This is a genomic window from Streptomyces sp. NPDC046261, from assembly GCF_040646235.1.
In the GTDB taxonomy this organism is placed as follows: Bacteria; Actinomycetota; Actinomycetes; order Streptomycetales; family Streptomycetaceae; genus Streptomyces.
Window position 1 is genome coordinate 438,450 of record NZ_JBEYZU010000001.1, and the last position, 24,533, is coordinate 462,982.

Annotated in this window: 25 protein-coding genes; 17 read left to right on the plus strand and 8 right to left on the minus strand. The window is 71.9% G+C overall.

Annotated features, from left to right (window positions below):
* Window positions 1-62: 62 nt before the first annotated feature.
* Window positions 63-1,280 carry a histidine kinase gene (locus ABZ956_RS02050; protein ID WP_361885494.1) on the minus strand — a complete coding sequence of 406 codons (1,218 nt, stop codon included), beginning with the start codon at window positions 1,278-1,280 and terminating at the stop codon, window positions 63-65.
* Window positions 1,281-1,445: 165 nt separating this feature from the next.
* Here ABZ956_RS02050 and ABZ956_RS02055 point away from each other — a divergent pair, with 165 nt between their 5' ends.
* The 8 genes from ABZ956_RS02055 to ABZ956_RS02090 all read left to right on the plus strand — a co-directional run bounded on the left by ABZ956_RS02055 (window position 1,446) and on the right by ABZ956_RS02090 (window position 7,948).
* Window positions 1,446-2,375, plus strand: a complete 930-nt coding sequence (locus tag ABZ956_RS02055; RefSeq protein WP_361885497.1) for an ATP-binding cassette domain-containing protein — start codon at window positions 1,446-1,448, stop codon at window positions 2,373-2,375.
* Window positions 2,372-3,145, plus strand: a complete 774-nt coding sequence (locus tag ABZ956_RS02060; RefSeq protein ID WP_361885500.1) for an ABC transporter permease — start codon at window positions 2,372-2,374, stop codon at window positions 3,143-3,145. The genes ABZ956_RS02055 and ABZ956_RS02060 overlap by 4 nt, the downstream gene beginning before the upstream one ends.
* Window positions 3,146-3,331: 186 nt before the next feature.
* Complete coding sequence (locus tag ABZ956_RS02065) at window positions 3,332-3,463, plus strand: lasso RiPP family leader peptide-containing protein (RefSeq protein WP_360906830.1); 132 nt, start codon at window positions 3,332-3,334, stop codon at window positions 3,461-3,463.
* Between the two features lie 112 nt (window positions 3,464-3,575).
* Entirely contained in the window at window positions 3,576-5,402 is a 1,827-nt protein-coding gene (locus ABZ956_RS02070; protein WP_361885504.1) for an asparagine synthase-related protein, read from the plus strand.
* Window positions 5,399-5,659, plus strand: coding sequence for a lasso peptide biosynthesis PqqD family chaperone (locus ABZ956_RS02075; RefSeq protein WP_361885507.1), 261 nt, complete (start codon window positions 5,399-5,401; stop codon window positions 5,657-5,659). The genes ABZ956_RS02070 and ABZ956_RS02075 overlap by 4 nt, the downstream gene beginning before the upstream one ends.
* A complete protein-coding gene (locus ABZ956_RS02080) occupies window positions 5,656-6,090 on the plus strand; it encodes a lasso peptide biosynthesis B2 protein (RefSeq protein ID WP_361885510.1) in 435 nt (144 codons plus the stop codon). The genes ABZ956_RS02075 and ABZ956_RS02080 overlap by 4 nt, the downstream gene beginning before the upstream one ends.
* Window positions 6,087-7,070: an ATP-binding cassette domain-containing protein gene (locus tag ABZ956_RS02085; protein ID WP_361885513.1), complete on the plus strand. Its 984-nt coding sequence runs from the start codon at window positions 6,087-6,089 to the stop codon at window positions 7,068-7,070. The genes ABZ956_RS02080 and ABZ956_RS02085 overlap by 4 nt, the downstream gene beginning before the upstream one ends.
* A complete protein-coding gene (locus tag ABZ956_RS02090) occupies window positions 7,067-7,948 on the plus strand; it encodes an ABC transporter permease (protein ID WP_361885516.1) in 882 nt (293 codons plus the stop codon). The genes ABZ956_RS02085 and ABZ956_RS02090 overlap by 4 nt, the downstream gene beginning before the upstream one ends.
* A 99-nt stretch (window positions 7,949-8,047) precedes the next feature.
* Here the strand turns inward: ABZ956_RS02090 and ABZ956_RS02095 are convergent, their stop codons facing one another.
* A complete protein-coding gene (locus tag ABZ956_RS02095; protein ID WP_361886648.1) occupies window positions 8,048-8,818 on the minus strand; it encodes a GntR family transcriptional regulator in 771 nt (256 codons plus the stop codon).
* Between the two features lie 240 nt (window positions 8,819-9,058).
* On the opposite strand from ABZ956_RS02095, the gene ABZ956_RS02100 reads away from it, so the two are divergent.
* From ABZ956_RS02100 to ABZ956_RS02115, 4 genes are all read left to right on the plus strand, one after another.
* Window positions 9,059-10,330: an extracellular solute-binding protein gene (locus ABZ956_RS02100; protein ID WP_361885519.1), complete on the plus strand. Its 1,272-nt coding sequence runs from the start codon at window positions 9,059-9,061 to the stop codon at window positions 10,328-10,330.
* Window positions 10,331-10,428: 98 nt separating this feature from the next.
* A complete protein-coding gene (locus ABZ956_RS02105) occupies window positions 10,429-11,406 on the plus strand; it encodes a sugar ABC transporter permease (RefSeq protein ID WP_361885522.1) in 978 nt (325 codons plus the stop codon).
* Window positions 11,403-12,242, plus strand: coding sequence for a carbohydrate ABC transporter permease (locus ABZ956_RS02110; RefSeq protein WP_361885525.1), 840 nt, complete (start codon window positions 11,403-11,405; stop codon window positions 12,240-12,242). The genes ABZ956_RS02105 and ABZ956_RS02110 overlap by 4 nt, the downstream gene beginning before the upstream one ends.
* Window positions 12,243-12,252: 10 nt before the next feature.
* The gene (locus tag ABZ956_RS02115; RefSeq protein WP_361885528.1) at window positions 12,253-13,737 is read left to right on the plus strand and encodes a glycoside hydrolase family 3 N-terminal domain-containing protein; all 1,485 of its coding nucleotides are present in this window, start codon (window positions 12,253-12,255) and stop codon (window positions 13,735-13,737) included.
* A 29-nt stretch (window positions 13,738-13,766) separates the two neighbouring features.
* On the opposite strand, the gene nagB is transcribed toward ABZ956_RS02115, so the two are convergent.
* Complete coding sequence (gene nagB, locus ABZ956_RS02120; protein ID WP_361885531.1) at window positions 13,767-14,552, minus strand: glucosamine-6-phosphate deaminase; 786 nt, start codon at window positions 14,550-14,552, stop codon at window positions 13,767-13,769.
* Window positions 14,553-14,719: 167 nt separating this feature from the next.
* Here nagB and ABZ956_RS02125 point away from each other — a divergent pair, with 167 nt between their 5' ends.
* From ABZ956_RS02125 to ABZ956_RS02140, 4 genes are all read left to right on the plus strand, one after another.
* Window positions 14,720-15,769, plus strand: coding sequence for an SIS domain-containing protein (locus tag ABZ956_RS02125; RefSeq protein ID WP_361885533.1), 1,050 nt, complete (start codon window positions 14,720-14,722; stop codon window positions 15,767-15,769).
* Window positions 15,770-15,820: 51 nt separating this feature from the next.
* Window positions 15,821-16,423: a TetR/AcrR family transcriptional regulator gene (locus ABZ956_RS02130; protein ID WP_361885536.1), complete on the plus strand. Its 603-nt coding sequence runs from the start codon at window positions 15,821-15,823 to the stop codon at window positions 16,421-16,423.
* A 239-nt stretch (window positions 16,424-16,662) separates the two neighbouring features.
* Window positions 16,663-17,421: a helix-turn-helix transcriptional regulator gene (locus ABZ956_RS02135; protein WP_361885539.1), complete on the plus strand. Its 759-nt coding sequence runs from the start codon at window positions 16,663-16,665 to the stop codon at window positions 17,419-17,421.
* 29 nt (window positions 17,422-17,450) lie between these two features.
* The gene (locus tag ABZ956_RS02140; protein ID WP_361885542.1) at window positions 17,451-18,383 is read left to right on the plus strand and encodes a LysR substrate-binding domain-containing protein; all 933 of its coding nucleotides are present in this window, start codon (window positions 17,451-17,453) and stop codon (window positions 18,381-18,383) included.
* A gap of 71 nt (window positions 18,384-18,454) precedes the next feature.
* On the opposite strand, the gene ABZ956_RS02145 is transcribed toward ABZ956_RS02140, so the two are convergent.
* From ABZ956_RS02145 to ABZ956_RS02155, 3 genes are all read right to left on the minus strand, one after another.
* A complete protein-coding gene (locus tag ABZ956_RS02145; RefSeq protein ID WP_361885545.1) occupies window positions 18,455-19,462 on the minus strand; it encodes a TauD/TfdA family dioxygenase in 1,008 nt (335 codons plus the stop codon).
* Between the two features lie 160 nt (window positions 19,463-19,622).
* On the minus strand, window positions 19,623-20,042 hold the full coding sequence (locus tag ABZ956_RS02150; RefSeq protein ID WP_361885548.1) for a cupin domain-containing protein: 420 nt from the start codon (window positions 20,040-20,042) through the stop codon (window positions 19,623-19,625).
* Between the two features lie 58 nt (window positions 20,043-20,100).
* Window positions 20,101-21,570, minus strand: coding sequence for an MFS transporter (locus ABZ956_RS02155; RefSeq protein WP_361885551.1), 1,470 nt, complete (start codon window positions 21,568-21,570; stop codon window positions 20,101-20,103).
* 64 nt (window positions 21,571-21,634) lie between these two features.
* On the opposite strand from ABZ956_RS02155, the gene ABZ956_RS02160 reads away from it, so the two are divergent.
* Window positions 21,635-22,438, plus strand: coding sequence for a winged helix-turn-helix domain-containing protein (locus ABZ956_RS02160; RefSeq protein ID WP_361885554.1), 804 nt, complete (start codon window positions 21,635-21,637; stop codon window positions 22,436-22,438).
* 56 nt (window positions 22,439-22,494) lie between these two features.
* On the opposite strand, the gene leuD is transcribed toward ABZ956_RS02160, so the two are convergent.
* Both leuD and leuC read right to left on the minus strand, forming a co-directional pair.
* Window positions 22,495-23,082, minus strand: coding sequence for a 3-isopropylmalate dehydratase small subunit (gene leuD / locus ABZ956_RS02165; RefSeq protein ID WP_361885557.1), 588 nt, complete (start codon window positions 23,080-23,082; stop codon window positions 22,495-22,497).
* A gap of 15 nt (window positions 23,083-23,097) precedes the next feature.
* Entirely contained in the window at window positions 23,098-24,498 is a 1,401-nt protein-coding gene (leuC, locus tag ABZ956_RS02170) for a 3-isopropylmalate dehydratase large subunit (protein WP_361885559.1), read from the minus strand.
* Between the last annotated feature and the right edge of the window lie 35 nt (window positions 24,499-24,533).

Here is a 24,533-nt window from a genome sequence, read left to right on the forward strand (position 1 = left end):
CGCTCCCCGACGTGTCCCGCGGTCCCGTCCGTCCGTATCGGTTCGCCCACCGCCGCCTCCCCTCAGCCCGCCTGCCGCGTGAAGGGTAGTCGCACGCTCACCGCGAAGCCCCCTTCGGGCCGGGGGCCCGCGTGGAAATCGCCGCCGTGGAGGGCCACCCGCTCCCGCATGCCCAGCAGGCCGTGGCCGGGCGCGTCGCCCGGGCGGGGGTGCGGCCGCCTGCGGGGGCCGTCGTCGGTCACCTGAATCCGCAGCCCGTACTCGTCGGTGTCCAGCTCGACTTGGCAGCGGGTGGGTCCGGCGTGCTTCATGACATTGGTCAGGGCCTCCTGGACGATCCGGTACGCCGAGAGGTCCACCGTCCCGGGCAGCCCCGTCAGGTCCCGGGCCCGCACCTCGACCCGCACACCCGCCGCCGAGGCGTGCTCGATCAGCCCGGACAGCTCCGACAGGCCGAGCGAGGGCCGCAGGTCGGCGACCTCCTCGTCCGTCGTGCCGTCGGAGCGCAGGACGCCGAGCATGTGGCGCATCTCGGCGAGCGCGGCGCGGCTCGCCGTTCCGATGACGCCCAACGCCTCGCCGGCCGCCTCCGGGTGCTTGGCCAGGACGTGATGGGCGACGCCCGCCTTCACCGCGATCACCCCGATGTGATGCGCGACGACATCGTGCAGCTCGCGGGCGATCCGCAGCCGCTCCTCCGCGACGGCACGGTCGGCGAGCTGCCGCGCCGACCGTGCGGCGTAGGCCCGCCGTTCCCGCACCGCACGGCCGATCGTCCACGCCGCTCCGGCCAGGGCCACCCCCACGACCTGCGTCGGCAGGGTCCGCGGCTCCCATGTGGACGTGCCCGCCAGCATGACGGCGAGCAGGAAGACGACGCTGACCAGGCCGATGGTCGCGGTGGGCACCCACCGTGCGCGCGGGGCGGTGGCCGCCACCCAGTACAGCGCGAGCGCCACCGAGAGAAACGGTTCCGACACGACGCCGGACAGCGCCGCCACCAGCGAGGCGAGGGCGGTCACCGCGCACACGGGCAGGGGCCAGAGCCTGCGCACGGCCACCGGCAGGCCCATCAGTACCGCCAGCGTCACCCGGGCCGCCGGCGGGGCCGCGGAGCCCGTGGCGGGCGCGCCCGACATCGCGAGGAACGCCGCCGTGAGCACGACCGCGGCCACGCAGTCCAGGGCCAGGAGTTCGCGCGGGCGCAGCCGCCGGAGCACGGCCCGGGCGCCCTCGTCGGGCAGGCGGGGCCCGGCCCGCTCGGTACGGTCGTCAACCACCCGGGTGACCTTACTGCGCGACCCGCCGCCGTACCTCCGCCCCGGGAATGACCTACCGCGGGGGGAGTTCGTGTGCCCGCGCCGTCCTTCTCGGCCCCCGGGCGGAGGCGGGCGATCGGTTGGCGGGCCGATGGCAGCGCGCCCCCGGTGCGGGATCGTCGAGGGGTGATCGAAATCCAGGAGCTGACGAAACGATACGGAAGCACGGTCGCCGTCGACGACCTGTCGTTCTCCGTGAAATCCGGCACCGTCACCGGCTTCCTCGGCCCCAACGGCGCCGGCAAGTCGACGACCATGCGGATCACGATGGGCCTCGACCACCCGCTCCGGGGCCGGGTGCTGCTCGACGGAAAGCGCTACGGGCAGTTGCGCGAACCGATCCGGCACGTGGGAGCCTTGCTGGAGGCCAAGGCGGCGCAGCGCAGCCGCACCGCCTACCACCACCTGCTGTGGCTGGCCCAGACCAACCGCATCGGACGTGGGCGGGTGCGCGAGGTGCTGGAGCTGGTCGGCCTCGAGTCGGCGGCCGCCAGGCGCGCGGGCGGCTTCTCGCTGGGCATGAGCCAACGCCTGGGTCTGGCCGCGGCGTTGCTCGGCGACCCCGGGATCCTGATTCTCGACGAGCCTGCCAACGGCCTCGATCCGGAGGGGGTGCGCTGGATCAGGACCATGCTCAAGAAGCTGGCCGCCGAGGGGCGGACGGTCTTCGTCTCCAGCCATCTGATGAGCGAGATGGCCATCACCGCCGACCATTTGATCGTCATCGGCCGGGGGCGTCTGCTCGCCGACACCAGCATGGCCGGCTTCATCGCCGACCACTGCCGTCCCTCCGTACGCATCCGCACCCCCCAGCCCGGGCTGCTGCGGGCGGCGCTGGAAGAGGCCGGCCTGCACGCGGTCCGCGAAGTGGACGGCACCATGACCGTCGAGGGGGCCGACACCTCCGTCATCGGCAGGATCGCGGCCGACAACGGCATCACCCTGGACGAGCTCAGCGCCCGGCAGTCCTCGCTGGAAGAGGCGTTCCTCCGGCTCACGTCGCACGCGGCGGAGTACCGGGCGGCGGCGACCGTGGCGGGGGAGCGGGCGTCATGACCGGCAACGCGCCCACGGCCGTCGTCAGGGCCGAGCTGACCAAGATCCGTACGCTCTGGTCGACGCTCGGCGCGCTGGCGCTGGCGCTCGTCGTGAGCATCGGCATCGCGCTGATCAACAACATCTCCGTCCGGCATGCCATCGACACCGGAAGCGACATGGTCGTGGACGACTTCGACCCGGTCAACTCCGGGTTCGTCGGCGTCCAGTTCGCCCAGCTCGCGCTGCTCGCGTTTGGTGTGCTGCTGATCAGCGGCGAATACGGCAGCGGCATGATCCGGGTGTCGTTGGCGGCCGTCCCCTCGCGCGGCCTCTTCTACGCCGGCAAGATCGCCTCGGCCACCGTCGTGGCCTTGCCCCTGTCCCTGGTCATGTCCTTCGCCTGCTTCCTGGCCTCGCAGCAGGCGCTGGGGCCGCACGGCGTCGCGCTCGGTGAGGGGGAGGCCCTGCGCGCCGTGCTCGGCGCCCCGCTCTACCTCACGCTGATGTGCCTGTTCTCCCTGGGAGTCGCCACGATGCTGCGCGGCACGGCACTGTCGCTGTCGCTGCTGTTCTCCGTGGTCTTCGTCCTCTCTCCGGTGGCCAATGCCGTCCCCGGGCTCCGGGAGGTCGCGCGCTATCTGCCCGACCGGGCCGGCTCGCAGGTCATGACGGTCGGCGAGCAGGCGGATTCCGTGCTCGGGCCGTGGGTGGGCCTGCTGGTCCTGGCTCTCTGGACGGCCGCGGCCCTCGCCGGCGGGCTCCTCATGCTCCGCCGCCGCGACGCCTGAGCGGTCCGTAAGCCCGTCCCGGTCCCTATCGCGGGACCGTGATCAGGGACCCGCAATAGGGACCCGCGAGGGCCCGGAGTCCCTCCGGCGCGGGACCAATTCCACGTTAGATTCCCGGTGTTCGGTCGAAAGCGAGTACGAAACAGGTGCTCGCATTCGATCCCTATCCGAATCCTGGAGGACACCATGGAGAACACCGTCTACGAGCCCCCGACCCTCGTCGAGATCGGCGACTTCGAGGAGCTCACCCTCTGCAGCCCGTGGGGCAGCTGCCGCGACTTCGCCGGCTGCGGCCGCGCGTTCATCTGCATCGGCTGACACCTGAGGCCGGAATGACCCGACGGTGGCGGTGAACGGCATCGACCGTCCTACCGCCACCGTCGATTTCCGTGTGCCCCGCGCACAGCGGCCGGAACAATGGCAGGGGGAAATGGACTTCACCGTCCTTCCGGACCACCCGGAAGCAGAAAACCTCATCAGGGAGAATTCCGCGTTCGCCGGGGCCCGTTCGATAGCGCATCACTCCGGACGGCCCTGGCTGGTCGGCCGGTGGGCCGACCGGGACCTCTCGCTGGTGACCGAAGGGCCGAACCGGATCGCGGTGTTCGGGCTCTTCCCCAAGGACACCCCGGCGCTCGCCCGGGCGCTGGAGCGCGCCACCTCCCCGTACGACCTGGACACCGTGGCACGCGGCGTGCCCGGCAGCGTCCACCTCGTCGCCAGCCTCGACGGCGTCGTACGGGCCCAGGGCGCCCTCTCCACCGCACGCCACCTCTTCACCGCCCGCACCCGCGGGGTGACGGTGGCCGCCAGCAGCCCCGCCCTGCTGGCGGCGCTGACCGGCGCCGGTGTCGACGAGGGCGCGCTCGCCCTCCACCTGCTCGACCCCCTGCCGCCCTGGCCGCTCACCCAGCGCTCCGTATGGACCGGGGTGGAGGCCCTGACCCCGGGGCACTGGCTGCACCTGCGCACCGACGGCAGCGGCCGCCAGATCCGCTGGTGGCAGCCGCCACCGGACGACCTCCCGCTCGCGGACGCCGCGGCCGCCGTACGGGCCGCCCTCACCGAGGCCGTGGCCCTGCGGACCGGCCGCCCCGGCAGGGTGAGCGCCGACCTCTCCGGCGGACTCGACTCCACCTGCCTGTGCTTCATCGCGGAAGCGCAGACCGGCGAGCTCTCCACCTACCACGTCGCACCCCTGGACGAGGCCAACGAGGACACCCTGTGGGCCCGCCGCGCCGCCGACCGGCTGCCGCGCGCCCGCCACCACTGGATCCCCAAGTCCCGCGAGGCGAACTGGTTCGACGTCGAGACCGACCAGGGCCGGGCCCTGGACACAGGCGAGGGACCGGCCCTGTGGGCCTCGGGGGCGGCCCACCTGACGGACCTGTCCCGGGCCGCCGCCGAGGACGGCTCGTCGCTGCACATGATGGGCCTGGGCGGCGACGAACTCTTCGGCTCCACCCCCTCCTACCTGTGGTCCCTCGCCCGCCGGCACCCGCTCCGGTCCCTGCCGGTCATCCAGCGCCACCGGTTGCTCAACCGCTGGCCGCTCGCCGCCACCGTCCGCGCGCTCGCCGACCGCGACGACTTCCCGCACGCCCTCATGGCGAGCGCACGCCGGCTGACCGCCCCACCGCCGCGGCCGCCCTACCTCGACCTGGGCTGGACGGGCGGATCCCGCATGCCGCCCTGGGCCACGCCGGCCGCCGTGGCGCTCGTACGCGACCTGTACCGCGAGGCGGCCGAGGCGAGGACGGCACCGCTCGATCCCGACCGGCTCCGCCACCAGCTGCTGGAATTCACCGGATACGACGGCAGGCTCATCCGGCAGACCCGGCGCGCCATGGCCGCCTCGGGCGTGGAGTGGGACGCGCCCATGCTCGACGACCGCGTCGTCGAGGCGGCGATGTCGGTACGGCTGCCCGACCGGATGGTCCGCGGACGGTTCAAGCCCCTGCTGACCTCGGCCATGCGCGGCACCGTGCCCGCCGACATCCTCGACCGCCGCTCCAAGGGCGAGTTCAGCGCCGAGCTCTACGAGGGCGTCCGCCGCAACCGGGACCGCTTCCTCGGCCTGTGCGCCGATCTCCGGCTCGCCGAACGCGGCCTGGTGAACGCCGAGGCCCTGCGCACCGCGTTCCTCGCCCCGTCCCCCGAGAGCCATCACCTGTCCCAGTTCGAGAACACGGTGGCGTGCGAGGCCTGGCTGCGCTCGCCCAGCGCCGCCCCGCACCCCGTGGGAGACCCACGATGACCCTTGCACTCGCCCGGACCGTGATCGCTACCGACACCGAGGCGGGCCTGGTACTGCTGGACGAGCACAGCGGGCGCTACTGGCACCTCAACGGCTCGGGCGCCGTCACGCTGCGGCTGCTCCTGGACGGCCGTTCCCCCGAGGAGGCCGCGGCCGAGCTGACCCGGAACGCGCCCGACGCCGCCCCCCAGGCCCTCGCCGACGTACGCCGGCTCGTGGCCGCCCTCGGCAAGGCCAAGCTGGTGGTGACGGCATGACGATTCCCGTGACCGGAGAACGCCGCGGCGCCGGCCTGACCTTGCGGGGACAGATCGGCGCGCGGCTCGCCACCGGCGTGGCGCTGCTGCTGACCAAAAGGCTCTCGCCGCGCCGGCTGCGCCAGGTGCTGCGCCTGCTCAGCCGCGGCAGCCGCCCGGCCACCCACGACCAGGCCCTGTACGCCCGGCAGGCGGCGGTGATGGTGAGCACCCGCTGCGCGGGGCTCGGCTGCCTGCAACGGTCGGTCGCCGCGGCCCTGCTGTGCCGGATGCACGGCCGCTGGCCCGACTGGTGCACGGGCTTCCGTACCGACCCCTTCGGCGCCCACGCCTGGGTCGAGGTGGACGGCGTACCCGTGGGGGAGCCGGGGGACCTGTCCCGGTTCCGCACCGTGATGGCCGTACGGCTGCGGCAGGAGGAGGCGTCATGAGCGCCCCGGACGCGGACGTCGCGGTCCGCGCCGAGGACCTCGGCAAGGTCTACGGCGACACCGTGGCCGTGGCCGGCCTCGACCTGACCGTGCCCGCCGGCACCGCCTTCGCGTTCCTCGGCCCCAACGGCGCGGGCAAGACCACCACGATCAGCATGCTGTGCACCCTGCTCGCACCCACGGCGGGGCGGGCCGAGGTCGCCGGATTCGACGTGGTCGCACAGCCGGACGAGGTCCGGGACCACATCGGGCTGGTCTTCCAGGAGTCCACCCTCGACCAGGACCTGACGGCCGAGGAGAACCTGCGCTTCTACGCCGAGCTCTTCGGGATCACCCGCCGGCAGGGCGCGTCGGAGGTCGCCGCCGTGCTCGGGCTCGTGGGGCTCACCGACCGCCGCGACACCCCCGTCCGCGACTTCTCCGGTGGCATGCGCCGCCGTCTGGAGATCGCCCGGGGGCTGCTGAACACCCCGGCGGTGCTGTTCCTGGACGAGCCCACCACCGGCCTCGACCCGCAGACCCGCGTGGCGATCTGGGAGCACCTGCACCGCCTGCGGCGCGAACGCAACGTCACGCTCTTCATGACCACCCATCACCTGGAGGAGGCCGAGAACTGCGACCGGATCGCCATCATGGACGACGGCTTCGTCGTCGCCGAGGGCACCCCGGCCGAGCTCAAGGCCGTCGTCGGAGCCGACCTGGTCGTCCTGCGCACGGACGACGACCAGGAGACCGCGCGGGTGGTGCGCGAGCGGTACGGGGTCGAGGCCGAGGCGGGGCCGGACGGAGTACGGCTGAGGGTGGACGACGGCGCGGCGTTCGTCCCGAAGTTCTGCGGGGACGCCGGGGTGCGCGTGCACTCGGTCAGCGTCACGCCACCCTCGCTCGACGACGTCTTCCTCCACTACACCGGCCACAGCATCCGCGACGACGAGGCGGGACCCATGACGCTCGAGGACCTCGTCAGGAGGCAGGGGTGACCGACACCGGCACGGTGCGGGCCCGCGCCCGCCTCACCACGTCCACCCCGGCCCGGCCGTCCCGGACGGGCCCGCGCGCGTCCTCCCGCCGGAATCTACGGGCCGTCAGAATGCTGTGGCACCGCGAGATGATCCGGCTGAGCCGCAACAAAATCCAGCTGGTCATGGGGCTGGTGACGCCGCTGATGTTCCTGCTCGTCCTGGGCACCGGCCTGGACACCTCGGGGGTCGTGGGCGAGGGCTACGACGAGTACCGGAGCTTCCTGTTCCCCGGCATCCTCGTGATGACCACCCAGGCACCGGCGATCTCGGTGGGGGTCTCGGTGGTCTGGGACCGCCAGGTGGGCTTCCTGCGCCAGGCCCTCGTGGCACCGGTGCGGCGCAGCAGCCTGCTGTTCGGCCTGTGCGTGGGCGGCGCCACGACGGGGGCCGTCTACGGCCTCATGGTGCTGATCATCGGCCCGCTCGCCGGGGTGCCGTACCACCCGATGCTGCTGGTGGTCCTCGCCGAAGTCTTCGTGGTGGCCCTGGCCTTCACCACGATCGGCATGCTCGCGGCGGTCACCATCAAGAGCATCCAGACGTTCCAGGTCGTGGTTAGCCTGGCCCTGATGCCGCTCATGTTCCTGTCCGGCGCGATGTTCCCGCCCGGAGGGCTGCCCGGCTGGCTGGGCATCGCGGTGGCGCTCAACCCGCTGACGTACGCGATCGACGGCATCCGCCGGACGCTTCCGGGCGATGTGGACCTGGGCGGTTATGCGGAGTCCGTCCAGATCGCGGGCTGGACGCCGCCGGTCGCGCTGGAGATGGGCTTCGTGGCCCTCCTGGCGGCGACGGCACTGACCCTGGCGGCCCGCCGCTTCTCCCGCGCGGGCTGACGGACCACACGACACAGCGCCGGACGGGCTGGAGAGCCCGTCCGGCGCTGTGTCGTCCCGGGGGCAACCCCCGGACCCCCGGCCGTTCCCGGAGCACCGTCACTCCGAAGGCCGCCGCAGCCTCGCCACGAACTTGTAGCGGTCCCCGCGGTAGACCGACCTGACCCATTCCACCGGCAGTCCCCGGGCGTCCACCGAGTGCCGCGACAACATGAGCATCGGCAGGCCCACGTCCGTACCGAGCAGGCTCGCCTCGCGGGGGGTGGCCAGGGACGTCTCGATCGTCTCCTCCGCCTCCGCGAGGTGCACGTCGTAGACCTCGGCCAGGGCCGTGTAGAGAGAGGTGTACTTCGCCAGGCTGCGGCGCAGCGCCGGGAACCTCTTCGCCGACAGGTGGGTCGTCTCGATGGCCATGGGCTCGCCGCTGGCCAGCCGCAGCCGCTCGATGCGCAGGACGCGGCCGCCCGCCGCGATGTCGAGGAGCTGGGCGAGGCGGTCGTCGGCCGTGACGTAGCCGATGTCCAGGAGCTGGGAGGTGGGCTCCAGCCCCTGGGCCCGCATGTCCTCCGTGTAGGAGGTCAGTTGCAGCGCCTGGGAGACCTTGGGCTTGGCGACGAAGGTCCCCTTGCCCTGGATGCGCTCCAGCCGGCCCTCGACGACCAGCTCCTGGAGGGCCTGCCGCACGGTCGTGCGCGAGGTGTCGAACTCCGCGGCGAGGGTGCGCTCCGGCGGGACGGGGGTGCCGGGAGGCATGGTTTCGGTCATGTCCAGCAAGTGCCGTTTGAGCCGGTAATACTTGGGAACGCGCGCGGTCCGCGCGCCGCCACCCGTGGTGCCGCCACCCTCCGTCGTGCCGCCCTCGGTCGCCATGGCGCGCCTTCCCGACTCCGTTCCTGCTGCCGTCACCGGTTCCTCCGTCTATCGCGGTCACATGGTGGCACGGGCAGAGCCCGAGGGGGCCGAGAAGCCCAGGTGGACCTCGAGGTGTCGGTCCGGTAACGGAGCCGACAGCGACTCTTATACACCCTTGACACCCCAAAAGGTCTAGGCCAAGCTGCGGGCACTGGTCTAAACCATTAAAGACCACATTCGGTCCTTGAGGAGAGTGCTGTGAAGCGTGGGCTCATAGCGGCGACGGGCGTCGCGGCCATGTTGGTGAGTGTTGCTGCCTGTGGGTCCAGCGACAGTGACAAGGAGACCGGTGCCGACGGTTCCCAGGGGAAGTCACTGACCGTCTGGTTCATGGATGGCTCGAACCCGCCGGCCTGGACGAAGGCCGTTCAGGCCGAGTTCGAACAGAAGACCGGCGCGAAGCTCGACATCCAGGTCCAGAAGTGGGACGGCATCCAGCAGAAGCTCACCACGGCCCTCTCCGAGTCCAGCCCGCCGGACGTCGTCGAGATCGGCAACACCCAGACCCCCTCCTACGCCCAGACCGGTGGCCTCGCCGAGCTCGACGACCTGAAGAAGGAGATCGGCGGGGACTGGACCGAGTCCCTCAACAAGCCGTCCGTCTTCGAGGGCAAGCAGTACGCGGCCCCCTGGTACGCCGCCAGCCGTGTGGTCATCTACAACAAGAAGATCTGGGCCGACGCGGGCATCAAGGACACCCCGAAGACCCGGGACGAATTCTTCAAGGACCTCGAGGCCATCCAGAAGAAGGGCGACGCCGAGCCGCTCTACCTGCCCGGTCAGAACTGGTACTTCTTCGACGGCCTGACCATCGGCACCGGCGCCGACCTGGTGAAGAAGGACGGCAAGAAGTACGTCTCCAACCTCGCCGACCCCAAGGTCGCCAAGGCCATGGAGATCTACAAGCAGTACCAGGCGTTCAGCAAGGCGCCCAAGGACAAGGACGAGGCCAACCCGCAGCAGGCCGACGTCTTCGCCAAGGGCAAGACCGGCGCCTTCATCGGCATGGGCTGGGAGGCCGCCACCGCCGTCAAGGCGAACCCGGCGATCGAGAAGGAGATCGGCTACTTCACCATTCCCGGGGAGAGCGCCGACAAGCCCGAGGGCGTGTTCCTCGGCGGCTCCAACCTCGCCGTCTCCGAGGGCAGCAAGAAGAAGGAACTCGCCAAGGAATTCCTGAAGATCGCGCTGTCCGACAAGCACGAGGCCGCCCTGGCCAAGGAGGTCGGCTCGATCCCCAACAAGGAATCGCTGCTCGCCGGCGTGAAGGGCAACCCGGCCGCCGAGGCCGCCGCCCCCGCCGCCAAGGGCGGCGGCACCACCCCGCTCATCCCCGAGTGGGCCGCCGTGGAGAACGCGCCCAACCCGATCAAGGCCTATATGACGGCCGTCCTGGGCGGCAAGTCCCCCGAGGAAGCCGCCAAGCAGGTCGAGGCCGACATCAATAAGCGCCTCAGCCAGAAGCAGTGACCTCACCGGTCGCGTGTGCGTACAGCCCGTACGCACACGCGACCGGGAGCGGCAGTACCACCGTTCGACATGCTTGACAGGGGAGAAGGCGGACGACGATGTCAGCGCAGATCGAAGAGGCGGCGGCGGACACCGCCCCCCGGATCGGCAAAGGCGGTGGCCCGCCGCCCCGCACCCGCACGGACCGGGCCGCGTGGAGCGTCCCGTACCTGCTGATCCTCCCCACCGTCGTCCTCACCGTGCTGCTGCTCGGCTGGACGATGGTCAAGAACGGCCTGCTGTCGTTCCAGAACCTGAACAAGCGCCAGCTCATCCGGCACGTCACCGAGTGGACCGGCTTCGACAACTACACCGAGACGCTCGGCAGCTCCGACTTCTGGGCCGTGACCGGCCGCTCGGTCGTCTTCACCGCCGCCAACGTCGTCCTGATCATGGCGGTCGGCTGTCTCGTCGGACTGCTGCTCGCCCGGCTGGGCACCAAGCTGCGACTGCTGCTCTCGCTCGGCCTCGTCCTCGCCTGGGCCATGCCCGTCGTCGCCGCGACCACCGTCTTCCAGTGGCTCTTCGACCAGCGCTTCGGCGTCGTCAACCACGTCCTGGACGGGCTCGGCTGGCACGCGATGGACGGCTACAACTGGACCGGCAGCCAGCTGTCCACCTTCTTCGTGATCACCGTGCTGCTCGTCTGGCAGTCGGTCCCCTTCGTGGCGATCAACCTCTACGCGGCCACGACCACCATCCCCAAGGAGCTGTACGAGGCGGCCTCCCTGGACGGCGCCGGCGCCTGGAAGCGGTTCACCTCGGTGACCTTCCCCTTCCTGAAGCCGTTCTTCCTCGCCACGACGTTCCTCGAGGTCATCTGGGTCTTCAAGGCCTTCACCCAGGTCTTCGCGATCAACGAGGGCGGCCCCGACCGGCTCACCGAGACCCTGCCCGTCTACGCCTTCCAGGAGGGCATGGGCGGCCAGCACTTCGGGATGGGCGCCGCGATCTCCATCCTCACCATCGTGATCCTGCTGGCCCTGACCGCGTACTACCTGCGCCTGGTTCTCAAGCAAGAGGAGGACGAGCTGTGAAGCGCTCACTGCCCGGCGGCATCGGCCGCGCCTGGCCGGGGGTGACGGCGGTCGTCCTCTTCACCGTCTTCGCGTTCCCCGTCTACTGGATGTTCGCCACGGCCTTCAAGGCCAACAAGGACATCATCAGCGACACCCCCGTCTGGTTCCCCACCAGCCCCACCTTCGAGCACTTCACCAAGGCGGTCGAGGCGGACGGCTTCTGGACCCTCGTGGGCAACTCCCTCACCGTCACCCTCATAGCGGTGGGGCTGTCGCTGGTCATCGCGCTGCTCGCCTCCTTCGCCGTCGCGCGCATGCGCTTCAAGGGCCGCAAGAGCTTCATCCTCGTCATGATGATGGCCCAGATGGCCCCCTGGGAGGTCATGGTCATCGCGTACTACATGATCGTGCGCGACGCGGACATGCTCAACAGCCTGGTGCCGCTCGCCGCCATCTACACCGTCATGGTGCTGCCCTTCACCGTCCTGACGCTGCGCGGCTACGTCGCCGCCGTGCCCAAGGAGCTGGAGGAGTCCGCGATGGTCGACGGGTGCACCCGCACCCAGGCCTTCATCCGGGTGATCTTCCCGCTGCTGGCCCCCGGCCTGATGGCCACCTCGCTCTTCGGCTTCATCACCGTCTGGAACGAGTTCCCGATGGTCCTGATCCTCAGCAAGGACCCGGCCGCCCAGACCCTCCCGGTGTGGCTCACCGGCTTCCGCACCACCTTCGGCGACGACTGGGGCGCCACCATGGCCGCCTCCTCGCTCTTCGCCGTGCCGATCCTCATCCTCTTCGTCATCCTCCAGCGCAAGGCGGTCGGCGGCCTCACGTCCGGCGCAGTGAAGGGCTAGCACTACTTCCATGGACACGCTCACCCGAGACGCCCTGACGGTCCTGCAGCCCGGCTTCACGGGCACCACGGCCCCGGACTGGCTGCTGCGCCGGCTCGGCGAGGGACTGCACTCCGTCGGTCTCTTCGGCCGCAACATCGCCTCGCCCGAGCAGCTCGCGGCCCTGACCGCGCGGCTGCGCGCCGAATGCGACGACGTGCTCGTCGCCATCGACGAGGAGGGCGGCGACGTCACCCGCCTGGAGGTCCGTACGGGCTCCTCCTTCCCCGGCAACCTCGCCCTCGGCACCGTCGACGACACCGCGCTGACCCGCGCCGTCGCCCGCGAGCTCGGCCGCCGCCTCGCCGCGTGCGGCGTCAACCTCAACTGGGCGCCGTCCGCCGACGTCAACTCCGACCCGGACAACCCGGTCATCGGCGTACGGTCCTTCGGCGCCGACCCGCACCTCGTCGCCCGGCACACCGCCGCCTACGTTGAGGGCCTGCAGGCCGCCGGGGTCGCCGCCTGCACCAAGCACTTCCCCGGCCACGGCGACACCGCCGTCGACTCCCACCACGACCTGCCGCGCATCGACGCGGACCTCACCACGCTGTACGCACGCGAACTCGTGCCCTTCCGCGCGGCCGTGGCCGCCGGCACCAAGGCCGTGATGAGCGCCCACATCCTGCTGCCCGCGCTCGACCCCGCCCTGCCCGCCACCCTCAGCCCGGCCGCCCTGCACGGCCTGCTGCGCGCCCCCGTCACCGCCGGCGGCCTCGGCTTCGACGGCCTCGTCGTCACCGACGGCATGGAGATGCGGGCGATCTCGGCGACGTACGGCATCGAACGCGGCAGCGTCATGGCCATCGCCGCCGGCGCCGACGCCATCTGCGTGGGCGGCGGCCTGGCCGACGAGGAGACCGTGCTGCGCCTGCGCGACGCGCTCGTGGCGTCGGTACGGGCCGGCGAACTGTCCGGGGAACGGCTCGCCGACGCCGCCGCGCGCGTGCGCGCCCTGGCGCGCTGGACTTCGGGCGCGGGCGCGGCGCGGGAGGGGACCGCGCCCGCGCCCGAGGTGGGCCTGACCGCGGCGCGCCGGGCCCTGCGGGTGACCGCCGCGGCGGAGCACGTGCCGGTGGCGGGGCCCGTGTACGTGGCCGCGTTCACGCCGCTGGCGAACATCGCGGTGGGGGACGAGACGCCGTGGGGCGTCGGCGCGGAGCTGGCCCGGCTGGTGCCGGGCACCCGGACCGGTACCTACGGCCGCGACACGGCCGGCACCGAGGACGTACTGCGGGCCGCCGGCGACCGACGGATCGTGGCCGTCGTCCGTGACGTGCACCGGCATCCGTGGATGGCCCGTGCCCTGGGGGACCTGGTCGCGGCCCGTCCGGACACGGTCGTGGTCGAGATGGGCCTCGACGAGGCCCCGCCGACGGGGGTGTTGCACATCGCCACGCACGGTGCGGCGCGGGTTTGTGGGGTCGCCGCGGCCGAGGTGATCGTGGGCTTGTAGCGGGGTCCGGGGCGGAGCCCCGGAAACGACTACAGCCCCTGCCAGGCCGGCTTCGCCGCGTACGTGGCGCGGAAGTAGTCCGCCAGCTTCAGCTTCGAGGCCGCGGCCTCGTCGACGACGACCGTCGCGTGCGGGTGCAGCTGCAGCGCGGAGGCGGGCACGAACGCCGAGACCGGGCCCTCCACGCTCGCCGCCACCGCCTCGGCCTTGCCCTCGCCCGTGGCCAGCAGCACCAGGTGGCGGGCCTCCAGGATCGTGCCGATGCCCTGGGTGATGACGTGGTGCGGCACCTGGTCGATGTCGCCGCCGAAGAAGCGCGCGTTGTCGACGCGGGTCTGCTCGGTCAGCGTCTTGATGCGGGTGCGGGAGGCGAGCGAGGAGCAGGGCTCGTTGAAGCCGATGTGCCCGTCGGTGCCGATGCCGAGCAGCTGGAGGTCCACCCCGCCGGCCGCGGGCAGCGCGCGGTCGTACGCCTCGCAGGCGGCCTGGACGTCCTCGGCGGTGCCGTCGGGGCCCATGAAGGAGGACTCGGTCAGGCCCAGCGGCTCGACGACCTCGCGCAGGACCACCGAGCGGTAGGACTCCGGGTGGTCGGCGGGCAGGCCGACGTACTCGTCGAGCTGGCAGACGCGGGCGCGCGAGGCGTCCACGGCACCGGCGCGGACCTTGGCCGTCAGCGCCTGGTAGACGGGCAGCGGCGTGGAGCCGGTGGCCACGCCGAGCAGGGCGTCGGGCTTGCGGTTCAGCAGGGCGGCAATGGCGTCCGCAATCAGTTCGCCGCCTGCCTTGGCGTCCGGAACGATGACAATTTCCACGACTGGGCCTGCCGATCTAAAAGACTGATACTCGGTGGTATAGACCAATCTAGCAGAGCTCAACCGGCGGCCCGAGGGCCGTTCCGGCTGGTTCCGGCTGGCGGGCTCAGCACCCGTCGTGGTCGACTGGCAGTCGGTCGTGCAGGCGGCACCGGGAGGTACCCAGCATGTCGAGCGAGCGGCCGGGCATGATGATGTCCGGCGAGATGAGCGAGCAGCCCGTGGTGCTGAGCCGCATCCTCGACGAGGGCGCGCCCCGCATCCGTGAGACCGCCCGGCTGATCGCCGCCCGCAGGCCCCGCTTCGTGCTGCTCACCGGGCGCGGCACCTCCGACAACGCGGCCCTGTACGCCAAGTACCTGCTGGAGGTGCGGCTGGGCCTGCCCTGCGGGCTGACCTCCATGTCGACGACGACGGCGTACGACGCGCGGCCCGATCTGACCGATGTCCTGGTGATCACCGTCAGCCAGTCCGGCGGCTCCCCGGACCTGGTGGCCTCCACCCGGGCGGCCCGCGAGGCCGGCGCGGTCACGCTGGCGGTCACCAACAACCGCGACTCCCCGCTGGCCGCGGTCTCCGAGTACCACCTCGACATCCTGGCCGGCCCCGAGCGGGCGCTGCCGGCGACCAAGACGTACACCGCCTCGCTGATGACCCTCTACCTCTTCGTCGAGGGGCTGCGCGGCGGCGACGGCGCCGCCGCGCAGCCCCTGCCGGAGCTGGCCCAGCGGGTCCTGGCCCGCGGCGAGGAGGTCAAGCAGCTCGCGAGCCGCTACCGCTTCGCCGAGCGCATGGTCCTCACCTCGCGCGGCTACGGCTACCCCACGGCCAAGGAGGCGGCGCTGAAGCTGATGGAGACGAGCTACATCCCCGCTCTCTCCTACTCCGGCGCCGACCTGCTGCACGGGCCGCTGGCCATGGTCGACAACATATCGCCGGTCATCGCCATCGTGACCGAGGGCAAGGGCGGCGAGGCCCTCCAGCCGGTGCTGGAGCGGCTGCGCGGCCGGGGTGCCGACCTCTTCGTCGTCGGCGGCGCGGCCGAGGTGACGAAGGCGTCCGCGGGCTTCGCCCTGCCGACCGGCGGAGTGGCCGAGGAGGTGCAGCCGGTGCTGGAGATCCTTCCGCTGCAGATGCTGGCCTACGAGATCACCATCGCGCGGGGACAGGACCCGGACGCCCCGAGGGCCTTGGCCAAGGTCACGGAGACGCGATAGCGCCACGGTAATCCCTGGCACGTTATCTAGTGATCGCTATAAAATTCGGGCATGGCGACCAAGCAGCGCGGGCGGCCGCGCTCCTTCGACCGGGAATGGGCGCTCGAACAGGCCCTGCTGGCCTTCTGGGCCCATGGCTACGAATCCACGTCCATCGCCGACCTCACGCGGGTCATGGGCATCGGCGCCCCCAGTCTCTACGCTGCCTTCGGCGACAAGGCGGCACTCTTCCGCGAGGCCCTCGCCCTCTACCGCCACCGCTACGGGGCCTGGGTGGAGCGTGCCGTCGGCGAGGAGCCGACCGCGCGCGCGGCCATGGAGCGGCTGCTGCGCGAGGCGGCGGCCGAGCTGACGACGGAGGGCCGGCCGCGCGGCTGCCTGGTCATCTCCGCGGGGGACCACGGCACCACCGCCTCGGTCGAGGCGGAGCGGGCGCTGCGCGCACGGCGGCGTGAGGTCACCGAGGGCCTGGAGGCGAGAATCCGCCAGGGCGCGGAGGCCGGCGAGCTGCCCGCCGGTCAGGCGCCGACGCTGGCCCGCTTCGTCCAGGCCGTCTTCCAGGGCATGTCCCAGCAGGCGCGCGACGGGGCGAGCCGCACGGAACTGGAGGCGGTGGCCGCGGCGGCGATGCGGTCCTGGCCCGGTCGGCCCTAGCCGGCGCCCGCCGCACCGGGGTAACGCGCATTACTACGGCGGTGTGACCAAGCGGATTGAATACTTCAGGTAAAGGCGTCGGCAGTTCTTCCCGCCTTGCTGACGAGAGTTGTCTGAATGTAAGTTACGCATCAGCTTCTGCGCCAAGTCGACACGGGGGGTTGTCCGACCACAGCGCGCGCTGCCCAGCTGCCTTTTCTTTCCCCCTCCCTGAGTGAGAGTCGCAGGAGAAAGGCGTCATGGAAGCTTTACGCGGGAATCCCGTACGCGCCGGAAAAAGCAGAGCCGTCGACGCCGCCCACACGGACACCGTCGTTTTGCTCGCCGCTCACGACCCGGGCTCCCTGAGTTTCCTCGGCAGTGCTTTGCGTGAGGGGAACCGGCTGTCGGCCGTCCGCACGGTGGACAGCCGGCTGCCGCTGTCGCAATGGCCGCTGGACCGGGTGGACGTGGCCGTCCTCGCCCTCGACGCGGGGCGGGTTCCCGCCGCCGCCGTACGGACCCTGGCCGCCGCCGGCATCCCCGTCCTGCTCGTGGGGACGGGCTGGACCCGGCGTCCCCTGGAGGCCGCCTTCGCCGCGGGCGCCGCGGGCTGCCTCGTCCGGGGTGAGGCTGCCCGCGGCCTGGCGGCGGCCGCCCTCGCGGTGGCCTCCGGGCACCGGCTGCTCTCCCCCCAACTGCTGGACCGCGGGCTGCCCGGGCTCCCCGCGGCCGAGACGCCCGCCGTCCCCGCCCCCCGGGCCGGACCGCGCGCCGCGCACCGCCCGCAGGACCTTCCCCCCACCCTCACCGCCCGGGAGCACGAGGTCTTCGCCCTGCTGGCCGCAGGACTCTCCACTGCCGAGGCCGCGTCCTCCCTCAACGTGTCCCCCAGCACGGTCAAGAGTCATATCTCGCACGTGCTCACCAAGCTCGGCGCACGCAGCCGGCTCGAGGCCGTGCTGTTGATGCAGCAGATGTCGGCGCCCGGTCGGGGCCGTCAGTCACTGACCGGCTGAGGCGTGCCGGTCGATGGAACGGAAAAACAATGAAGCTTTCACAGTTGGCAGCGTTCGTGGCCATCGCTGACACCGGAAGTTTTACGAAGGCGGCAGAAAAGCTGGGGGTGACCCAATCAGCGGTCAGCCATGCCATGGCGAGCCTCGAAGCGGAACTCCGGGTGGGAATCATGACGCGTGATCGCGGGGGAGTGGACCTCACCCGGGCCGGGCAGCGCATCATCGACCATGCGCGGTCCGCGCTGCGCAATGTGGAACAGATACGCCTGGACGCACAGTCCACGCCCAGGGTGACCGACCACAGGATCGTCATCGGCACGAGCCAGAGCTTTTCCCTCCAGCTCTTACCCCGGCTCATCTCGGAATTCCGCTCACGTTTCCAGAATTTGGAGATCGTATTGCGGGAGGGAAACGACACCAGCATCGCGGAGATGGTGCAGGAGCGGAGGGTGGACGTCGGGATCGTGACGCTGCCGAAAACCCATCTCAGGACGTATCCGCTGTTGCAGGACGAGATGCGGGTGGTCCTGCCCGAGCGGCACCGGTGGGCCCCGTCCTCGAGCCTGACCGTCCGCCGGCTCGCCGAGGAGGAGATCCTGCTGCCCGCGGACGGCGTGGAACCCACACTCCGGGAACTGTTCCAGGCGGCCGGCAGCAGGCTCAGGGTCACCCACCGCATCCAGGACCTGCAGGTGCTGCTGAGCATGGTCGCCGCGGGCATCGGCGTCACCGTGCTGCCGTCGCTGGCCCTGCCCGCCGCCCTGCCCGACCTGCGGACCGTTCCCTTCGAGCCCGCCGTCAGGCGGCAGCTCGGCATAGCGGTGCGGGGGACGCCCGAGCAGTCGTCGGCCGTCATGGCCTTCGTCACGACCGCCCAGGCCCTCGCGCGCGGCAGCGACTGGTGCGCGCGGACCGCCGCCGGCACCGCGCTCCCGGAGGGCGATGGCGCCGCCGCCCGGTGAACGACCGCGGTCCGTACGCCCCGTGGAGTCGGGGCGTACGGACCGCGGTGTCATCGGTGCGAGGGGCGTGATCAGTCGCCGACCCGGCCCCGGATGCCGTCGATCCAGCGGTCGGCGTGCCGGTCCGCGGCCGCCTGGTCGCGGAAGGCGTAGGTCTTCAGCAGCCAGCGTTGGCGGGCCCGCTCGGGGTCGTTGATCTCCATCTTGTCCCGGCTGTGCAGGCCGTCCTGGTTGGCGAAGGTGAACAGGTCGCCCCGCAGCACGCGGTGCCGCTTCTTCTCCGCCTTGACCAGCGCGTTCTTCAGCGCCAGCAGCGCGTCCTTCGCCTTCTCCGGACCGCCGGGCACCACCGTGGTGCTGGTGTCGAGGTAGCGGAAGCTGTGGTGGTTCTCCAGGATGGCGTGCTCCCCGGAGTCCGTCAGGTCACCGTTGTTGTCGCGGGAGAGGACGTCGAAGGGCGTGATGAAGTACGGCTGCCGCAGGGTCTCCTGCTCCTCCTCGGAGAGGTGGGCGAGCAGGCTGCGGCCGTCGACGAAGCCTGTGTAGATGTAGTCGCCCTCCGGGCAGCGCATGCCGAGCAGCGAGATGAAGTCGGCGCGCACCGGGTGGGCGGTACGGTCGTTGTGGAAGACCAGCTCGCTGTCGCTGAACCCCGTCTGCTTTCCGCTGTAACGGTTGATCGCGATGACGTCGGTGAAGAAGTCGCCGTTGAAGCGGGTGGCGTAGGAGAGCAGCGGGGTGCCCACGAGCTGTCCGAACAGCTCCAGGAAGACCTCGCCGACGAAGGTCTTCTTCTTGCGGTGCTTGTCGGCGATCGGGTCGTCCAGGTCGAGGACCGGAATCTCGGTGTCGAGGGGGCAGTTGCGCAGCACATGGGCGTCGGACGCCCCGCATTCACGCTCCGCGCGAATGCGCGCGCACACCTCGCGGAAGAAGACCGGGACCTCGCCCCGGTCCACGACGTCCGCCACGGTGCGGGAGAAGGCCGGATAGTCCTCGTACGGGTTCTTTCCGACAGTTTCCAGGACCGCACGAAGCTCGTCGCGCTCTGCGTCTGTCAGTACGTAAAAGGGTTCCATTGTTCGCTTTCCCCAGAACAGTTCGACTTGTGGTCGCGATCAGTTTCGGCCGGTCCGTGGGGGCTCGGCATCGTCCGATGGAGGAAAGATGGAGGAAAGACGGGAAAAGGGCGGGACACGTGGGTCGGGGGTGTTGCCTGCACGTGCCCCGCCCGGTCTCTCAGCGCAGCGGAGCGGTCGGCGCGTCGCGGAAGCCGAGGACGACGCACCCGGTCTCCGTGCTGACCTGGTGGACGCTGCCGGGCTCCACGACGACGAGGTCACCGGCGGTGTACCGGGCGCCGCTGTCGTCGAGCAGCTCTCCCTGGAGGACGAACATCGCCTCGTAGCCGAGGTGTTCGTGGAGGTCTCCGTGCGCCCCCGGGCTCATCCGGGAGATGAGGCCGGTCGCGGGCCGGGGGCCCTCGGTGGTGTAGAGCGGCACGAACTCGACGCCGGCCCGGCCGGCCTCGACCCAGGACGACCATTCGAGGGCGTCGAGGCCGGCGGGGCTCAGCAGGTCGCGCAGCACGGTGGCCGGCCGGGACCGCCGGGGGGCGTCGTCGTGCGCGGGAGCGGGAGCGGGAGCAGGGGCGGTCATGGCGGTTTCTTCTCCTGGTGGGTGGGTGCTGGGAGCGGACGACGGGGACGGACGTCCGCTAGGCGGTGGCGGACGCGGCGGCAGCGGCGGCGGTCCTGCGCCGGGCGCCGATGGCGAGCACGCCACCGGTCAGGAAGGACGCCGCGGCGAGCGCCGCGGAGAGGTGGAGGCCGTCGGTGAGGTGGTCGGAGGTGGCGACGAGGGTGCCGAACAGGGCGACGCCGACGGCGCTGCCCACCTGGCGGGAGACGTTGAAGACCGCCGAGGCCACGCCCGCCCCGTCCGCCGGGGCCGACTCGATGATGGCGGCCATGGAGGCCAGGGCCGTCATGGTCTGGCCCAGACCGGTGGCGATCAGGGCGAACAACAGGACCGGATACGGGGTGCCGGATCCGGCCAGCAGCCAGCCGAGGAACCCGGCGGCGCCCAGGAAGAGCCCGGCTGTCATCGGGACGTACGGGCCGGTGCGGGCGGCGACCCGGCTGAAGACGGGGGCCGCGATCAGGCCCATGCAGACCGAGGGCAGCAGCGCCAGACCCGTGGTCAGCGCGTCGTATCCGCGCTCCTGCTGGAAGTAGAGGGTCGACAGGAACAGCATGCCGTAGTAGCCCAGGCTGATCAGCAGGCCGATCAGGGCGGTGGCCGAGAAGGCGCCGGTACGGAAGAGGGAGAGCCGCAGCAGCGGGGCCCGGCCCTCCGGCCGGACCTTCACCGAGGCCTCCAGGTGGCGCTCGACCACGACGAACAGGCCCAGCGCCACCACGCCCACGGCGAAGAAGCCCAGGACGAGGGGGGAGCCCCAGCCCGCCGTGCCGGCCTCGTTGATGCCGCCCGCCAGGGCGACCAGGCCCACTACGCCGAGCACCTGGCCCGCGGGGTCCATGCGGTGGGCCGGGGGCTTGCGGGTCGCCGCCGGGAGGTGACGCACCGTCAACACCATGGCGAGCGCGCCCACCGGCAGGTTCAGCCAGAAGACGGCCCGCCAGTCCAGGCCCGCGATCAGCAGGCCGCCCACCACGGGACCGGCGCCGAACGCGATGGAGGCGACGGCACCCCAGATGGCTATCGCCCGGGCGCGCACCGCCCGGTCGGGGTAGGTGGCCTGCAGCAGCGCCAGCGACGCCGGCACGAGGAACGCTGCTCCGGCGCCCTGCGCCAGCCGGCCCGCCACCAGCACGGCCGTGGTGCCCGCGAGCCCGCAGCCGATGGAGGCGAGGGCGAAGACGGCCAGCCCGGCGAGGAACATCCGGCGGTGGCCGAGCCGGTCGCCCAGGCCGCCGCCGAGCAGCAGCAGGCCGGCGAAGAGGGTGCTGTAGCCGTCGACGATCCACTGCAGCGCGGACGCTCCGGCGCCCAGCGAGGAACGGATGTCGGGCACCGCCACGGTGACGACCGTGACGTCCAGCATCACCAGGAAGTAGCCGAGGCTCAGCGCGATCAGAGGGGTGAGGGCGAGGGGCGGACGAGCGGGCGCCGGGTCGGGCTCGGCGACGGGCCGCCGGTCGGCCGTGGGGTCGGTGACGGTCATGAGCACAGTCTCGGCTCCGGATACTTCGTTCCCCGGCGAAGTGTTGTCGGCGTACGGTGAGGGCATGAGCGCCGAGATCACCCTGCAGGGCCCGCGGCACGAGGGACGGACCGCCGGCCGGCTGAACCGCCAGACCGACATCGCCCGTGCCGCTGCTCTGATCGCCGACCCCTCCCGCGCGCGGATCCTCAAGGCCCTGTGCGACGGCCGGGCCCTGCCCGCCGCCGCGCTGGCCACCGAGGCGGGCGTCAGCGCCCCGACGGGCAGCGCCCATCTGGCCAAGCTCGTGGAGGGCGGCCTGATCACCGCAGTCCGCGAGGGCCGGCACCGCTACTACCGGCTGGCCGGCCCGGACATCAGCTCCGCGCTGGAGGCGCTCGCCCTCATCGCCCCGCCGCTGCCGGTGACCTCGCTGCGCGAGAGCAGCGTCGCCAACGCCCTGCACCGCTCCCGCACCTGCTACGACCACCTCGCCGGGCAGCTCGGCGTGGCCCTGATGCGCGCCCTGCTCGAGCGCGACGTGCTCACCGGGCACGACGGCATCCACCGCGCCGAGCGGGCCGTACGGGACCGGCCCTCCGCCTACGGGCACGACAGCGCCTACCGGCTGACCGACGGCGGCCGAGGCCACCTGGCGGCCTTCGGCGTCGAGGTGGACCGCCTGCCCAAGCGGCGCCCGGCCATCCGCTACTGCGTCGACTGGAGCGAGCACCAGCACCACCTCGCGGGCGCCCTGGGCGCGGCGATCACCGCCAGGCTCTTCGACCTCGGCTGGCTGCGCTACGGCGCGAGCCCGCGCGTGGTGCACCTGACCGCGTCCGGCGCCGAGGGGCTGCGGGAGACCTTCGGGCTGGCCGTGGACGCGTGAACGGCGCGGGGCCCGGACACCTTCCGTGTCCGGGCCCCGCGCCGTGGGTCGTGCGCTCAGCGGGTGGTGGGCAGCGCGGGGCGGCGCCCGCGCTCATAGGCCGCGATCTCGTCCTCGTACTGCAGGGTGGCGGCGATCAGGTCGTGCCCGGCCAGCAGCCGGGCCCGGACGTCCCCGTCCAGGGCGAACGGCTGCACCACGCCGGCGCAGCGCACTTCGAGCCGCTCGAGGTCCACGACCACGGGGACGGCCGGGTCGGTCTCGATCTCCTGCCACAGCCGCTCGACGACGCCGGCGGGCACGACGACCGTCAGCAGGCCGTTGAGCAGCGAGTTGCCCCGGAAGATGTCGCCGTAGCGCGGGGCGATCACGGCCCGGAAGCCATAGTCCTGCAGCGCCCAGACCGCGTACTCGCGGGAGGACCCGGTGCCGAAGTCGTTCCCGGCGACCAGCACGGTCGCGCCGCGGTGCTCGGGCCGGTTGAGAACGAACGAGGGGTCGTCGCGCCAGTCGGCGAACAGGGAGCCGGCGTGCCCGGTCCGGCTCGAACTGACGCAGAAGCGGGCCGGGATGATCTGGTCGGTGTCGACATCGCTGCGGCGCAGCGGCACGGCCGTGCCGGTGTGGACGGTGAACTTCTCCATGGCTTTTCCACGACCTCACAGATCGGCGGGGGCGGCGAGCCGGCCGGCCACGGCCGTGGCGGCGGCGACGGGCGGCGACACGATGTGGGTGCGCGACCCCTTGCCCTGCCGGCCCTCGAAATTACGGTTGTTGGTGGAGGCCGCCCGCTGCCCGGGGCGCAGCCGGTCCTCGTTGAGCGCGGCGCACATCGAACAGCCCGCGCCCGCCCGGAAGTCGGCGCCCGCTTCCGCGAAGATCCGGTCCAGGCCCTCCTCGACGGCCTGTCGGCGCACCTGCGCCGAGCCGGGCACGATCATCATGTGGAGGCCGTCGGCGACCCGCCGGCCGCGCAGCACGCCCGCGGCGGCGCGCAGGTCCTCGATCCGGCCGTTGGTGCACGAGCCGAGGAAGACGGTGTCGACGCCCACGTCCTTCATCGGGGTGCCCGGGCGCAGGTCCATGTAGGCCAGGGCGCGCTCGGCCGCGGCCCGCTCGGCCTCGTCGGCGAAGTCGCCGGGGGCCGGCACCCGGCCGTCCAGCGGTACGGCCTGGGCGGGGTTGGTGCCCCAGGAGACGTACGGGCTCAGGGTGCTCGCGTCCAGGGTCACCGTGGTGTCGAAGACCGCGTCCTCGTCGCTGCGCAGGGTCCGCCAGTACGCCACCTCGGCGTCCCACGCCTCGCCCTGCGGCATCCCGGGCCGCTGCGCGAGGTAGGCGAAGGTCGTCTCGTCGGGCGCGATCATGCCGGCCCGCGAGCCCGCCTCGACCGACATGTTGCACAGGGTCATCCGGGCCTCCATCGACAGGGCGTCGATGGCCTCGCCCCGGTACTCGATGATGTGGCCCTGGCCGCCCGCGGTGCCGATCCGCGCGATCAGGGCGAGGATGAGGTCCTTGGCGGTGACGCCGTCCGGGAGGCTGCCGGGGATCTCGACGAGCATGCTCTTCATCCGCCGCATGCGCAGCGTCTGGGTGGCGAGCACATGCTCCACCTGGCTGGCGCCGATGCCGAAGGCCAGCGCGCCGAACGCGCCCAGCGTCGTGGTGTGCGAGTCGCAGCACACGATCGTCATGCCGGGCCGGGTCAGGCCGAGCTCGGGGCCGATGACGTGCACGATGCCCTGGCCGGGGTCGCCCAGGCGGTGCAGCGGGATGCCGGACCGCGCGCAGTTCTCCCGCATCAGCTGGGCCTGCCGGCGGCCCGAGGGGTCGGCGATGATCCGGTCGAGGGCGAGTGTGGGGGTGTTGTGGTCCTCGGTGCCCATGGTGAGGTCGGGCCTGCGCACGGTGCGTCCCGCCGCGCGCAGGGCGTCGAACGCCTGGGGGGTGTTCACCTCGTGCAGCAGTTGCAGATCGACGTAGAGCAGGTCCTCCCCGGTCCCGCCGTGCCGTACGACATGCGCGTCCCACACCTTCTGCGCCAGTGTCGAACCCATGTGAAGTGCCGCTCCTCGTTTCGATGGTGCTTGCC